We start from the raw sequence: 14,549 nt of genomic DNA, 5'->3' as shown, positions 1-14,549 counted from the left end.
ACCCCAACGCAATTGTCTGGTTACAGGTCGTTAACCTCTATGAAAGATATCAGCACACTTATTAGTAATAACGAAATCTGGTCAAAAATGCTGGTCAAAGAAGACCCTGGCTTTTTTGAACGTCTGGCGAAAGCGCAGAAACCGCGCTTCCTGTGGATCGGTTGTTCCGACAGCCGCGTACCGGCTGAACGCCTCACTGGTCTTGAGCCAGGCGAAATCTTCGTTCACCGCAACGTGGCGAACCTGGTTATCCACACCGATCTTAACTGCCTCTCCGTCGTTCAGTACGCGGTGGACGTGCTGGAAGTAGAACACATCATCATCTGTGGTCACTACGGCTGCGGCGGCGTGCAGGCGGCGGTGGAAAACCCGGAGCTGGGCCTGATTAACAACTGGCTGCTGCACATTCGCGACATCTGGCTGAAACACAACGCCCTGCTGAGCGAGCTGCCGCAGGAAAAACGTCTCGACACTCTGTGCGAGCTGAACGTGATGGAGCAGGTTTATAACCTTGGCCACTCCACCATCATGCAGTCCGCCTGGAAACGCGGCCAGAACGTCACGCTGCACGGCTGGGCGTATGGCATTCACGACGGCCTGCTGCGCGATCTGGACGTGACCGCGACCGACCGCGAAACGCTGGAGCAGGGTTACCGCAAAGGCGTATCCAACATCCAGAAAACACACGCCAGCCATAAATAAGGGCGAGCGTGACATAAAAAAAGGGGCCGGTGGCCCCTTTTTTGTGCGCCGGATTTACTCTTCCAGCATCACCACGTTGCCGATATACGGCAGGTGGCGATAGCGCTGGGCATAATCGATGCCGTAGCCCACCACAAATTTATCCGGGATCGAGAAGCCGACATACTCCACTTCGACGTCCACTTCACGGCGCGACGGTTTATCGAGCAGCGTACAGATGGCGAGCGATTTCGGCTCGCGCAGGCTCAGGATTTCGCGCACTTTAGAAAGCGTGTTGCCGGAGTCGATAATATCTTCGACGATCAGTACATCTTTACCGCGGATATCTTCATCCAGATCTTTGAGGATTTTGACATCGCGCGTGGAAGACATGCCGCTGCCGTAGCTGGAGGCGGTCATAAAATCGACTTCATGCGCCACGTGAACCTGACGGCACAGGTCCGCCATGAACATAAAAGAGCCGCGCAGCAGCCCTACCAGCACCATTTCGCTGCCGCTGTCCTGATAACGCTCAGTAATCTGACGGCCCAGTTCTTCAACGCGCGCCTTAATTTCCGCCTCGGAAATCATCACTTCAACAGTATGTTTCATATCGCTAACCGTTTGATTTAAAAATAAATCAGCGTTACCTGCCGCGCCTGCCGCCGGTAACGCTCGATAAGCGGGGCAGTATACCAGTAAAACGCCCGTCCGACAGAAAAGTGCGAAAAGCTCTTTTTGTGATTAAGATCACATATGTTAACAACTATAATAACTTGCTACTTAAAAATTAAGAGTGTGGTTATGACAGAAACAAAAAAGACACAATCACGACTTCTCGTGATGCTCACAGCCCTGTTCGCAGCATTATCAGGGCTGTATTTATTGGTTGGTGGTATATGGCTGGTTTCAATTGGTGGTTCCTGGTACTACCCCATCGCCGGGGTGGGTATGCTGGCGACCGCCTGGCTGCTGTGGAGACGTAACGCTGCGGCGCTGTGGCTCTACGCTATCATCTTATTAGGCACAATGGCGTGGGGCATCTGGGAAGTCGGCTTCGACTTCTGGGCGCTGACGCCGCGCTGCGACGTCCTGGTGTTCTTCGGCGTATGGCTGATTCTGCCATTCGTCTGGCGTCGCCTCAGCACGCCGTCCCGCGCAGGCGTACCGGCGCTGCTGGTCTCGCTTATCATCACCGCGGGGCTGCTCTTCTGGGCAGGCTTTAACGATCCGCAGGAAATCAACGGCACCCTCAGCGCGGACAGCACTCCTGCCGCCGTGAACGGTAGCCAGAGCATTCCTGACGGCGACTGGCCGGCCTACGGGCGTAACCAGGAAGGCCAGCGTTACTCTCCGCTCAAGCAGATCAACACCGACAACGTTCATAAGCTGAAAGAAGCCTGGGTGTTCCGCACCGGCGACCTGAAGCTGCCGACCGATCCGGGTGAGATAACCAACGAAGTAACGCCGATTAAAGTCGGTGACACCCTGTTCCTCTGCACCGCGCACCAGCGTCTTTTCGCCGTTGATGCCGCAACCGGTAAAGAGAAATGGCACTTCGATCCGCAGCTGAATACCAATCCGTCATTCCAGCATGTGACCTGCCGCGGTGTGTCGTATCACGAAGCGACTGCCGCGAACGCCAGCCCGGATGTCGTCGCGGATTGTCCGCGTCGTATTATCCTGCCGGTGAACGACGGTCGTCTGTTTGCGGTGAATGCGGATAACGGCAAGCTGTGTGAAAGCTTCGCCAATAAAGGCATTCTGAACCTGCAGACCAACATGCCGGTCACTACGCCGGGTATGTATGAGCCGACTTCGCCGCCGATCGTCACCGATAAGGTGATTGTGATTGCTGGCGCGGTGACCGATAACTTCTCCACCCGTGAGCCGTCTGGCGTCATCCGTGGTTTTGATATCAACACCGGTAAACTGCTGTGGGCCTTCGATCCGGGTGCGAAAGACCCGAACGCGATCCCGGCTGACGAGCATCATTTCTCGCTGAACTCCCCGAATTCCTGGGCACCGGCGTCTTATGATGCGAAGCTCGACATGGTTTACCTGCCGATGGGCGTAACCACGCCGGATATCTGGGGCGGTAACCGCACGCCGGAGCAGGAGCGCTATGCAAGTTCTATCGTCGCGCTGAACGCGTCCACCGGTAAGCTGGTGTGGTCTTATCAGACCGTTCACCACGACCTGTGGGATATGGACCTGCCAGCGCAGCCGACCCTTGCCGACATTACCGTGAAAGGCGAAACCGTTCCGGTCATCTACGCGCCAGCGAAAACCGGTAACATTTTCGTGCTGGATCGCCGCAACGGTAAGCTCGTCGTCCCGGCACCGGAAAAACCGGTTCCGCAGGGTGCCGCGAAAGGCGACTACGTGACGCCGACGCAGCCGTTCTCTGACCTTTCCTTCCGTCCGAAGAAAGATCTGAGCGGCGCGGATATGTGGGGTGCCACGATGTATGACCAGCTGGTCTGCCGCGTGATGTTCCACAGCCTGCGTTACGAAGGCATCTTCACGCCGCCGTCCGAGCAGGGCACGCTGGTGTTCCCGGGTAACCTGGGGATGTTCGAATGGGGCGGCCTGGCCATTGACCCGCACCGTCAGGTGGCGATTGCCAACCCGATGGCGCTGCCGTTCGTATCGAAGCTTATCCCGCGTGGTCCGGGCAACCCGATGGAGCAGCCGAAAGACGCGAAGGGCACCGGTACAGAAGCCGGTATCCAGCCGCAGTACGGCGTGCCGTATGGCGTTACCCTGAACCCGTTCCTCTCTCCGTTTGGTCTGCCGTGTAAGCAACCGGCATGGGGTTATATCTCCGCGCTGGATCTGAAGACCAACGACGTGGTGTGGAAAAAACGTATCGGTACGCCGCGCGACAGCATGCCGTTCCCGATGCCGTTCCCGGTGCCGTTTAACATGGGTATGCCGATGCTTGGCGGCCCGATCACCACCGGCGGTAACGTGCTGTTTATCGGTGCAACCGCGGATAACTATCTGCGCGCGTACAATGTGACCAACGGCGAGAAGCTGTGGGAAGCCCGCCTGCCGGCTGGCGGCCAGGCGACGCCGATGACCTATGAAGTGAACGGCAAGCAGTATGTCGTGATCTCCGCAGGTGGCCACGGCTCGTTCGGCACCAAAATGGGCGACTATATCGTTGCCTATGCCCTGCCGGATGATGCGAAGTAAAACCGTATCGGAAAGCAAAAAGCCCCTCATAGAGGGGCTTTTTTTATGGGCGAGGTTTTATTTGATGATGCCGGGGTGTGTTATGTGGGAGCAGGTGTTTTTGCAGTGTGGTTTATTGAGGGGACAGGTGGGTGCGCTTCGCTTACCCACCCTACACAGCGCTCACCGTAATCCTTTTGTAAGGCGGGTAAGCGCAGCGCAACCGCCGTTAACACCTCCGCCAAACATCCATCACGCCACCGTAAACCCTAACATCATCCCGGTGTCTTCATGCTCTAACAGATGGCAATGCGCCATATAGGCATGCTCCGCCGACGCCGCGTAATCAAAGCGCACCAACACTTCGCTGCGCGCGCCTTCCACCCACACGGTATCTTTCCATCCGGCGCGATGCGCGGCGGGCGGCTTACCGTTCTCGGTCAAAATACGGAACTGCGTACCGTGGATATGGAACGGATGCAACATCATGTCGCCCTCGCCAGAAATGGTCCAGCGCTCATATTTGCCAAGCGCCGCCCCAAACGCGGGCGCGTTCATATCAAACGCTTTGCCGTTAATCTTATTAGCGTTATGGAAATCAAACCCGTGGCCGCCGTGGTTCATGCCGCCATGCGACATCTTCCCGTGCCCCATCTGGCCCATCATCTGCCCGTGCGCATTGCCCGCGAGCGCCTGCTTACCGTAGCGTTTCACCAGCTCGTCCATGCCCATCATATCCAGCATCGGGTCCATCATTAATTGCAGCCAGCGCTCCTGAAGCCCGTCGAGCGTAGGCAGCGGCGGAACCTCCACCAGCTTATCCGGCAGCGTTCCCGAGGCGGGCACCACGATGGGCTGAATACGCACCACCGGCTGCGGTTTATCAAACGGCGCGACCGTCATGCCCATCTGTGTGACCGGCAGCGTCACGATATCGAAAGGCCGTGCGTCGCTGGTATCCACCAGCACTTCAAAACGCTCGCCCATCAGCATCGGCAGTTCGGTCACTTTTACCGGTTCAGCCAGCAGGCCGCCGTCGCTCGCGATAACATACAGCGGGCGGTTATCGCTCGCGGCAATCTTCAGCGAGCGCGCGTTACAGCCGTTCAGCAGACGCAGACGCAGCCACCCTTTCGGCGGCGTATGCTGCGGATACACCGCGCCGTTGCACAGCAGCGTATCGCCAAACCAGCCGACGGCGGCGGTCATCACGTCGAGCTGATAATCGACCTCGCCGTCGGCGGTAAATTTCTTGTCCTGAATAATCAGCGGCACGTCGTCAACGCCCCAGATTTTGGGCAGCATCAGTTGCAGGCTTTCGGTATCTTCGATAAGCACCAGCCCCGCCAGCCCCATCGCTACCTGATGCCCGGTTTTGCCGTGCTGATGCGGGTGGAACCAGCAGGTCGCGGCGCGCTGCTCAGGCGTGAAGCTTACGCTGCGCGTCTGCCCCGGCGCGATAATTCCCTGCGGCCCGCCGTCCACCGCGCCCGGCACTTCCAGACCGTGCCAGTGCACCGTGGTCTCTTCGGCGAGGTTATTGCGGATATTGATATTGACCGGCGTGCCCTGGCGCAGCTTAATCGCCGGGCCCAGCAGCGAGCCGTTATATCCCCAGGTCGTGACATTTTTACCGGCAAACGCGGTTTTGCCGGCCTGAACCGTCAGCTGAATGCTGCTGCGGGCGTCCGGCGTCAGCAGCGCGGGGATGGGCAGCGCGGGTTGCTCTGCGGCAAATGCGGCCCGGCTCCATGTCGGCAGCGCGCTGAGCGCCCCCAGCGCGGCGGTGTACTTGATAAACTCTCGGCGTTGCATCTTCCCGTCCTTATCGTCAACGTGCACCCGTTGAGCTTAAACCCTCCCCTTGCAGGAAGGTCAAGTGTGACGGCGAGGGAATTCGCTGTGATTTACAGACTGCCTGTACGGCAGTGAACGCGGCGACGGGAACGGCGTCGCTGTGTTCGATTTCTTAGCTGCCTGTACGGCAGTGAACGGCATCACGGAGGAACCGATAATGACCCCATTTTTCTAAGCTGCCTGTACGGCAGTGAACCCCGCTGCCGTTCTTGAGCTGATAGCAGCGCTTTTCTAAGCTGCCTGTACGGCAGTGAACTTTGCTCGTACTCAGCAATCTGCGGGTCGTACTTTCTAAGCTGCCTGTACGGCAGTGAACCTTCGGTAGCCGTCATCGCTGGGCCATTCTGATTTCTAAGCTGCCTGTACGGCAGTGAACATCAGCGCATCAGCCTGCGCATTCACCACAACTTTCTAAGCTGCCTGTACGGCAGTGAACTGGGACGATACCGCCGCAAACCGAACGCCAGATTTCTAAGCTGCCTGTACGGCAGTGAACAAGGTCAGCCGTGCCTTCTTCGGCATTAAAACTTTCTAAGCTGCCTGTACGGCAGTGAACAATGAGGTGTTTCCGGGCCGTTTGCTGTTCGCTTTCTAAGCTGCCTGTACGGCAGTGAACAACACAGAGGCGTTCGCGGGCCTGCACAACAATTTCTAAGCTGCCTGTATCTGCTCAGCTTTCTAAGCTGCCTGTACGGCAGTGAACGTGCTTTATACAGCCGACTTCGTGCGCGAACTTTTCTAAGCTGCCTGTACGGCAGTGAACTCGCTACACCTGGGGCCGTGGAGTGTGGGTGATTTCTAAGCTGCCTGTACGGCAGTGAACGTCGCGGCGCGCGTTGAGGTCAGTTCTGCACGTTTCTAAGCTGCCTGTACGGCAGTGAACCAACGATTTTTGCAATATCGGTCGCAGCCATATTTCTAAGCTGCCTGTACGGCAGTGAACAAACCGTCTCTGAATTTAGGTGACTATAGTGTTTTCTAAGCTGCCTGTACGGCAGTGAACTACGACGACCTGTCGGCGTGTGAGCAGGAGCTTTTCTAAGCTGCCTGTACGGCAGTGAACTGATGATGCTGATGAGCGACGATCCCGGCAAATTTCTAAGCTGCCTGTACGGCAGTGAACCTGCAGTTATCGCCCGTTGATTTTGGCGTAACTTTCTAAGCTGCCTGTACGGCAGTGAACCGACGCAGATGTGGGCGCGGTCGATAGCTGGTTTTCTAAGCTGCCTGTACGGCAGTGAACCGCGCGGCGAGAAGATTATCGCCGAAGCGCTGTTTCTAAGCTGCCTGTACGGCAGTGAACGCCTGTCCGGTACGCCGTTCGCACCTTTCTCTTTTCTAAGCTGCCTGTACGGCAGTGAACCTTTCCTTCCAGTCGTTAAACGATCGGACGGATTTCTAAGCTGCCTGTACGGCAGTGAACGGAGAAATCCGCGCAGAACAGCGCGACGGCGGTTTCTAAGCTGCCTGTACGGCAGTGAACTCCTTAGATATTTAACATGTCAAGCTCGCGCTTTTCTAAGCTGCCTGTACGGCAGTGAACCGCTACGTTGACGGCCGCCGCGTGTCCTCCCTTTTCTAAGCTGCCTGTACGGCAGTGAACGCGCAGGCCCGCGCGCAGAACGCGCAACAGGTTTTCTAAGCTGCCTGTACGGCAGTGAACGATAGCGCCGGGGCTGAGGATGGCACTGGAGATTTCTAAGCTGCCTGTACGGCAGTGAACGAGGTTATGCGCGAGCTGCGCCTCTATCAGTGTTTCTAGGCTGCCTGTACGGCAGTGAACGCGGCGCAGGGCTGGGGCGCGCTGGCGGAGACTTTCTAAGCTGCCTGTACGGCAGTGAACCATTGAGCCGCGCACCTTCATCAGGTCAGGCATTTCTAAGCTGCCTGTACGGCAGTGAACACCCCTCCTGTGCGGCCCACTCCAGTTTTGCGGTTTCTAAGCTGCCTGTACGGCAGTGAACGAAGAGGATGATTACTGGTCTTTTCACGGGCATTTCTAAGCTGCCTGTACGGCAGTGAACCAAGCGCAGGCTGAATGACCTGAGTGCGCGCATTTCTAAGCTGCCTGTACGGCAGTGAACAGGAGCGAATATTACCGGAATGCCTGAATTGAAAACAAATTTTTGCTTTTAACGCCTGAAACCCTTTTTTATCACCACAACTGCACGCATTAAAAATCAACGCCTTACAAGCGGAGCATAAAAAAGGGTTTAGACGTCCAGGCGCAACGCCCATCACTTTTATCGTTTCATTCGTTCAGTGGTTTGCTCTTCGGTGCGTTAACTCGCGCGATTGCCGTATCGTATAGAGGGATTTTTCTGCTGCTTTCTGGTCGATGATGTTCGTACAACATCGCCTGAAACAGGCAGTTATCCGCGCGTTAAAGGCAAGAAATCTCCTCGTCGCGCCTGAACGAAATGTGCTATCGTTGGGTATTGGTTGGCGAGTGGTAGACGTGATGAGAAAAGTAGTCAGGCTAATGTTTCTGGGCTGTCTGTTGGCCTTTTCCACTAACAGTTTTGCGCTCAGTGAATCAGAAGCGGAAGACATGGCCGACCTGACGGCGGTTTTTGTTTTTCTGAAAAATGATTGTGGCTACCAGAACCTGCCGAACGGGCAGATCCGTCGCGCGCTGGTCTTTTTCGCCCAGCAGAATCAGTGGGATTTAAGCAATTACGACAGCTTTAATATGAAGGCGCTCGGCGAGGACAGTTACCGCGATCTGAGCGGCATCGCTATTCCTACCGCTAAAAAGTGCAAAGCCCTGGCGCGTGATTCGCTAAGCCTGCTTGCCTACGTGAAGTAATCCCCTCCCCCGCTCCTTTGGTGAAATGGTGACCGTGCATCTACGGTCATAGTTAGCTATGATGTTGCGCCCGTTTTTATGGGGTGTTAACGAAGGAGGAATCAGCCCGTGACCGAGAATCCTATGTGGCACGAAACGCTGCACGATCAGTTTGGTCAATACTTTGCCGTCGACAAAGTGCTCTATCGCGAAAAAACCGATCATCAGGATCTGATTATTTTCGAAAACTCCGCCTTTGGCCGGGTGATGGCGCTGGACGGCGTGGTGCAAACCACCGAACGCGACGAGTTTATCTATCACGAAATGATGACGCATGTGCCGCTGCTGGCCCACGGCCACGCGAAGCGCGTGCTGATCATCGGCGGCGGCGATGGCGCGATGCTGCGTGAAGTGACGCGTCATCAGAGCGTGGAATCCATCACGATGGTGGAAATCGACGCCGGCGTGGTGGCGTTTTGCCGCGAGCATCTGCCTAACCACAATGCCGGTAGCTATGACGATCCGCGCTTTACGCTGGTGATCGACGACGGTGTGAATTTCGTCAACCAGACCACCCAGAAATTTGATGTGATTATCTCCGACTGCACCGATCCCATCGGGCCGGGAGAGAGCCTGTTCACGTCGGCGTTTTATGAAGGGTGCAAGCGCTGCCTGAATCCGGGCGGGATTTTCGTCGCGCAGAACGGCGTCTGCTTTCTCCAGCAGGATGAAGCCATCGACAGCCATAAAAAGCTCAGCCACTACTTTGGCGACGTGAGCTTTTATCAGGCGGCGATCCCCACCTATTACGGCGGCATTATGACGTTCGCCTGGGCCACCGATAACGACGCCCTGCGCAAACTCCCGCTCGAAACCTTACAGGCGCGCTTTCACACCGCGGGGCTGAAGTGCCGTTATTACAATCCGGCCATTCATACGGCAGCGTTCGCTCTGCCGCAATATTTGCAAGATGCCCTGGCGTCTCAGGCATCCTAAGGAGGTGATAAAAATTGAAAAAGCTGAAACTGCATGGCTTTAACAACCTGACCAAAAGCCTGAGTTTTTGTATTTACGATATTTGCTACGCCAAAACGGCGGAAGAACGCGATGGCTATATCGCGTATATCGATGAACTCTATAACGCCAACCGTCTTACGGAAATCCTGACGGAAACCTGCTCGATCATCGGCGCCAATATTCTGAATATCGCACGCCAGGACTATGAGCCACAGGGCGCCAGCGTCACGATTCTGGTGAGCGAAGAGCCGGTCGACCCGCAGCTTATCGACAAAACCGAGCACCCCGGCCCGCTGCCGGAAACCGTGGTCGCGCACCTCGACAAGAGCCATATCTGCGTCCACACCTACCCGGAAAGCCACCCGGAAGGCGGCCTGTGCACTTTCCGCGCCGACATTGAAGTGTCAACCTGCGGCGTGATTTCGCCTCTGAAGGCGCTGAATTATTTAATCCATCAGCTTGAGTCCGATATCGTGACTATCGACTACCGCGTGCGCGGCTTTACCCGCGACGTCAACGGTATGAAACACTTTATCGATCATGAGATTAACTCGATACAGAACTTTATGTCAGACGACATTAAATCGTTGTATGACATGATGGATGTGAACGTTTATCAGGAAAATATCTTCCATACCAAAATGTTGCTTAAAGAGTTCGACCTTAAGCACTACATGTTCCACACCCGGCCGGAAGAGTTAACCGAAGAAGAGCGCAAGGTCATTACCGACCAGCTCTGGAAAGAGATGCGTGAAATCTATTACGGACGCAATATCCCGTCCGTATGATCCTGCGCGGCGCACGGATGCGCCGCCGTTATCCGTATTGCGCCAGAAAATCGCGGTACGCCTGCACCACCTGAAGGAAATCCTCAACGCCACAGAGCGACAGGCTCTCTTCATCGTAGTAGCTCATTCCTTCTTCCATTTCGTCGCCGGAGAATTCCAGCTGATTGGCGCGCACCATGACTTCTTCGCCATCCAGCCACAGCGTGTATTCATGGCCGGTTTTCTGCCACTGCCGCTCGCTGCCCTTGACGTCGCGCGCCGCCGCTTCGACTTCATCCAGCAGCGCCAGATTGCCTTTCACCTCTTCGTTGAACCAGTGCCCGAGCGCTTCGTGGCCCATTGAGAGGCGGACTTTCACCACGCCGGTGATGTCGCGCAAGAATTCATAATCCATGGTGTTTTCCTCTGGCCGGGCGTCGCCTGGCCGCTGCTTTGTTTATCTCTTGTTATTATCGCAGCATGAAACGGAAAGAAAAGCGCAGCCGCCGACGAAACTGACAACACCCTTGTAGACAAGCCGTTGCATGAGCTGTGTTACTCTTGGTTTATCTTAAGTGCTGTTGTATTGAGGTTGCCTGTGAACTTTACTCTTCTGCGCCGCGCGCTGCTGCTCGTCGCGCTGCCGCTCTCCCACGCGTATGCCGGTGAAGCGGTTCGCCTTGAATGCGTTAATCGCGGCAATGTGCTGGTCTCGTTTTTTAAATATCACCTCTCCACGATGAAGTGGAAAGATCACTTCCAGATAGCCTCCGGCATTGAAAAGAGCAAAACCGACAACGGCGTGCCTTATGAAATGATTTCGTTTCGTAACGGCGACGATCTGATCTATTTCCCCGACAAAGAGCGCTATGTGCTGTTTGACGCCGGTAAGCAGAAACCGGAGCGCTGTCAGGTGGAAGGCGAGTTTACTTATCCGGTGGTGAGCCTGCCGCGCTACGACGGCAAAGCGGAGTCGTGAGCCGTTAACCGCAATAAAAAAGGGAAGCCAGTGGCTTCCCTTTTTACTGTCTGTCCCGACGCGAATAACGCCGGGCAGAGGTGCGTTATACCGCGGTCTGGAAAATCACGCCGTCCGCTTTCTCAGTATACTGATCAAGCTGGTCGAAGTTCAGGTAACGGTAGGTGTCCACGGCGGTTTTATCCACCTGGGACATGAACTGCTGATACTCTTCCGGCGTCGGCAGACGGCCAATCAGCGCCGCGACGGCGGCGAGTTCGGCAGACGCCAGATAGACGTTCGCGCCGGTACCGAGACGGTTCGGGAAGTTACGGGTCGAGGTGGACACCACCGTCGCGCCGTCCGCCACGCGCGCCTGGTTACCCATGCACAGCGAGCAGCCCGGGATCTCGATACGCGCACCGCTCTTACCAAAGACGCTGTAGTAGCCCTCTTCGGTGAGCTGCGCGGCGTCCATACGGGTCGGCGGGGCCACCCACAGACGGGTCGGCAGCTGGCCTTTATGGGTATCCAGCAGCTTACCGGCCGCACGGAAGTGACCGATGTTGGTCATGCACGAACCGATAAACACTTCGTCAATCTTATCGCCGGTCACGTCAGAGAGCAGACGTGCGTCGTCCGGGTCGTTCGGCGCACAGAGAATCGGCTCTTTGATCTCGTTGAGATCGATCTCGATCACCGCCGCGTATTCCGCGTCAGCATCCGCTTCCAGCAGTTGCGGATCGGCAAGCCACTTCTCCATGCCCTGAATACGACGCTCCAGCGTACGGCGATCGCCGTAGCCTTCTGCAATCATCCACTTCAGCAACACGATGTTGGAGTTGAGATACTCGATGATCGGTTCTTTGTTGAGCTTGATGGTGCAGCCCGCCGCAGAACGCTCGGCAGAGGCGTCAGTCAGCTCAAACGCCTGCTCCACTTTCAGGTCCGGCAAGCCTTCGATTTCCAGAATGCGGCCCGAGAAGATGTTTTTCTTCCCTTTCTTCTCAACGGTCAGCAGGCCCTGCTGAATGGCGTAATACGGGATCGCATGTACCAGATCGCGAAGCGTAATGCCCGGCTGCATCTGGCCTTTGAAGCGCACCAGCACCGATTCCGGCATATCGAGCGGCATCACGCCGGTCGCGGCAGCGAACGCCACCAGGCCAGAGCCCGCCGGGAACGAAATCCCGATAGGGAAACGGGTGTGGGAGTCGCCGCCGGTACCGACGGTATCCGGCAGCAGCATACGGTTCAGCCAGGAGTGGATCACGCCGTCGCCAGGACGCAGCGACACGCCGCCGCGGTTCATGATGAAGTCCGGCAGCGTGTGATGCGTGGTGACGTCAACCGGCTTCGGATACGCCGCCGTGTGGCAGAAGGACTGCATCACGAGATCGGCGGAGAAGCCGAGGCACGCCAGATCTTTCAGTTCATCACGGGTCATCGGGCCGGTGGTGTCCTGAGAACCCACGGAGGTCATTTTCGGCTCGCAATAGGCACCCGGACGGACACCCGCGACGCCGCAGGCGCGACCGACCATTTTCTGCGCCAGCGAGTAGCCGCGATTGCTTTCAGCCACATCTTTCGCGTGACGGAACACGTCGCTGTGCGGCAGGCCCAGCGCTTCACGCGCTTTGGTGGTCAGGCCGCGGCCGATGATCAGCGGAATACGACCGCCCGCGCGCACTTCGTCGATCAGCACGTCGGTTTTCAGTTCAAAATTCGCCAGCAGCTCACCGGTTTCGTGGTGGCGCACTTCACCTTTGAACGGGTAGATGTCAATCACATCGCCCATGTTCAGGTTTGACACATCCACTTCGATCGGCAGCGCGCCCGCATCTTCCATCGTGTTGAAGAAAATCGGCGCGATTTTGCCGCCGAGCACCACGCCGCCGCCGCGTTTGTTCGGCACGTACGGGATGTCGTCGCCCATAAACCACAGCACGGAGTTAGTCGCGGATTTACGCGATGAGCCGGTGCCCACGACGTCGCCGACGTAGGCCAGCGGGAAACCTTTCTGCTGGAGCGCTTCAATCTGTTTGATCGGGCCAACGCTGCCCGGCTGATCCGGCTCAATGCCTTCGCGGGCGTTTTTCAGCATCGCCAGGGCGTGCAGCGGAATATCCGGGCGCGACCAGGCATCCGGCGCAGGTGAGAGATCGTCGGTGTTGGTTTCACCGGTCACTTTAAACACGGTGACGGTGATTTTTTCTGCCAGCGCCGGGCGCGACAGGAACCATTCGGCGTCCGCCCAGGACTGCATGATCTGCTTCGCATAAGCGTTGCCCGCTTTCGCTTTCTCTTCGACATCGTAGAAGTTATCGAACATCAGCAGCGTGTGGGACAGCGCTTTGGCGGCGATCGGTGCCAGTTTGTCGTTATCCAGCGCTTCAATCAGCGGATGAATGTTATAACCGCCCTGCATGGTGCCTAACAGTTCAACGGCTTTTTCAGGGGTGACCAGCGGGGAGGTGGCTTCGCCTTTGGCGACAGCGGCAAGGAAACCTGCTTTTACATAGGCGGCTTCGTCAACGCCTGGGGGTACACGGTTGGTCAGCAGGTCTAACAGAAACTCTTCTTCACCCGCGGGCGGGTTCTTCAGCAGCTCGACGAGTGCGGCCATTTGGGTTGCATCTAAGGGTTTGGCTACAATCCCCTCGGCGGCACGCTCAGCTACGTGCTTACGGTATTCTTCTAGCACGACGGTTCTCCTCGCTCTCATTGTCATAGTGGGAGCCAGGCTTCTCTCTTCACGCTCCTGTGAGACAGCAGTTTGTAGGGTAAATGCCCGGATCCGCGACGGGCAGAATAGCAGGAATTTAGTGGGGTGTTAATCTGTTTACAAAAAAGCAACATTAAATCTTTGCTGAATCGTTAAGCTACGCAGAACACGTTTCAGAAGTGTGTTTTCGGGCACAAAAAAACCGCCGGGTGGCGGTTTCTCTGTTGTGCGCGAGTGGTAGCAGACACCGTTGCACAGTTATGTGGCAAGTACGACACAGGGCGAATGATGGCATCAGAACGGAAAGCCCGCAAGCCCGGATGTACGTTTTGCGTACCGCTTTCAGAATTTACATGTAAGTCGCTGCAAACGCCGAAAAGCCCTTTGAGCCTCTTCTCCGGCTCGCTACAGTAGCGCCTGGCCTGCTTCGCTGGTGTAGCAGCCAGTCACCGGGCCCGGAAGCAGTTCCAACAACCTACGTGGCGAGTACGACACACTTGCCTGGTTCTGCCTTTCCCGGTGAAGAGAGGATCAACGTAGCGCCTTCGGGACTACTCGCAATGGAGATGCGTTGGC

General features: G+C 56.5%; 10 protein-coding genes and 1 CRISPR repeat array. Of the genes, 6 read left to right on the top strand and 4 right to left on the bottom strand.

Annotated elements, in window-relative coordinates:
- Positions 1-39: 39 nt before the first annotated feature.
- Positions 40-702 (top strand): carbonate dehydratase, encoded by a 663-nt coding sequence (can, locus tag G9X48_RS14320; RefSeq protein ID WP_004387656.1) that lies wholly within the window; start codon positions 40-42, stop codon positions 700-702.
- A gap of 54 nt (positions 703-756) precedes the next feature.
- Here the strand turns inward: can and hpt are convergent, their stop codons facing one another.
- The gene (gene hpt / locus G9X48_RS14315; protein WP_004387657.1) at positions 757-1,293 is read right to left on the bottom strand and encodes a hypoxanthine phosphoribosyltransferase; all 537 of its coding nucleotides are present in this window, start codon (positions 1,291-1,293) and stop codon (positions 757-759) included.
- A 192-nt stretch (positions 1,294-1,485) separates the two neighbouring features.
- On the opposite strand from hpt, the gene G9X48_RS14310 reads away from it, so the two are divergent.
- Complete coding sequence (locus G9X48_RS14310; RefSeq protein ID WP_097640969.1) at positions 1,486-3,882, top strand: glucose/quinate/shikimate family membrane-bound PQQ-dependent dehydrogenase; 2,397 nt, start codon at positions 1,486-1,488, stop codon at positions 3,880-3,882.
- 231 nt (positions 3,883-4,113) lie between these two features.
- On the opposite strand, the gene cueO is transcribed toward G9X48_RS14310, so the two are convergent.
- Positions 4,114-5,676, bottom strand: a complete 1,563-nt coding sequence (gene cueO, locus G9X48_RS14305) for a multicopper oxidase CueO (protein WP_014729580.1) — start codon at positions 5,674-5,676, stop codon at positions 4,114-4,116.
- 91 nt (positions 5,677-5,767) lie between these two features.
- Positions 5,768-7,802: a CRISPR direct-repeat array (repeat unit 28 nt; unit sequence TTTCTAAGCTGCCTGTACGGCAGTGAAC).
- Between the two features lie 377 nt (positions 7,803-8,179).
- Here cueO and G9X48_RS14300 point away from each other — a divergent pair.
- The 3 genes from G9X48_RS14300 (at position 8,180) to speD (ending at position 10,311) form a co-directional block, all read left to right on the top strand.
- A complete protein-coding gene (locus tag G9X48_RS14300; protein WP_015386992.1) occupies positions 8,180-8,527 on the top strand; it encodes a YacC family pilotin-like protein in 348 nt (115 codons plus the stop codon).
- A 123-nt stretch (positions 8,528-8,650) separates the two neighbouring features.
- Entirely contained in the window at positions 8,651-9,502 is an 852-nt protein-coding gene (gene speE, locus G9X48_RS14295; RefSeq protein WP_007864424.1) for a polyamine aminopropyltransferase, read from the top strand.
- Between the two features lie 14 nt (positions 9,503-9,516).
- A complete protein-coding gene (gene speD, locus G9X48_RS14290) occupies positions 9,517-10,311 on the top strand; it encodes an adenosylmethionine decarboxylase (protein ID WP_004387874.1) in 795 nt (264 codons plus the stop codon).
- A gap of 28 nt (positions 10,312-10,339) precedes the next feature.
- On the opposite strand, the gene yacL is transcribed toward speD, so the two are convergent.
- On the bottom strand, positions 10,340-10,705 hold the full coding sequence (gene yacL, locus G9X48_RS14285) for a protein YacL (protein WP_007707680.1): 366 nt from the start codon (positions 10,703-10,705) through the stop codon (positions 10,340-10,342).
- Between the two features lie 183 nt (positions 10,706-10,888).
- On the opposite strand from yacL, the gene G9X48_RS14280 reads away from it, so the two are divergent.
- On the top strand, positions 10,889-11,269 hold the full coding sequence (locus tag G9X48_RS14280; RefSeq protein ID WP_004387876.1) for a hypothetical protein: 381 nt from the start codon (positions 10,889-10,891) through the stop codon (positions 11,267-11,269).
- A gap of 85 nt (positions 11,270-11,354) precedes the next feature.
- On the opposite strand, the gene acnB is transcribed toward G9X48_RS14280, so the two are convergent.
- Positions 11,355-13,952: a bifunctional aconitate hydratase 2/2-methylisocitrate dehydratase gene (gene acnB, locus G9X48_RS14275; RefSeq protein WP_085959006.1), complete on the bottom strand. Its 2,598-nt coding sequence runs from the start codon at positions 13,950-13,952 to the stop codon at positions 11,355-11,357.
- Positions 13,953-14,549: the final 597 nt, after the last annotated feature.

The sequence above is a fragment of the Cronobacter sp. HA18006 genome, assembly GCF_011605445.1.
Taxonomy (GTDB): Bacteria; Pseudomonadota; Gammaproteobacteria; order Enterobacterales; family Enterobacteriaceae; genus Cronobacter; species Cronobacter sakazakii.
Note: the sequence above shows the minus strand (reverse complement) of the source record. Positions and strands in the feature narration are given on the sequence as shown.

Bases quoted from the DNA above. Each gene is read 5' to 3' on its own strand.
- can (WP_004387656.1), top strand. From the start codon at position 40: ATGAAAGATATCAGCACACTTATTAGTAATAACGAAATCTGGTCAAAA.
- yacL (WP_007707680.1), bottom strand. From the start codon at position 10,705: ATGGATTATGAATTCTTGCGCGACATCACCGGCGTGGTGAAAGTCCGC.
- G9X48_RS14300 (WP_015386992.1), top strand. From the start codon at position 8,180: ATGAGAAAAGTAGTCAGGCTAATGTTTCTGGGCTGTCTGTTGGCCTTT.
- speE (WP_007864424.1), top strand. From the start codon at position 8,651: ATGTGGCACGAAACGCTGCACGATCAGTTTGGTCAATACTTTGCCGTC.
- hpt (WP_004387657.1), bottom strand. From the start codon at position 1,293: ATGAAACATACTGTTGAAGTGATGATTTCCGAGGCGGAAATTAAGGCG.
- cueO (WP_014729580.1), bottom strand. From the start codon at position 5,676: ATGCAACGCCGAGAGTTTATCAAGTACACCGCCGCGCTGGGGGCGCTC.
- G9X48_RS14310 (WP_097640969.1), top strand. From the start codon at position 1,486: ATGACAGAAACAAAAAAGACACAATCACGACTTCTCGTGATGCTCACA.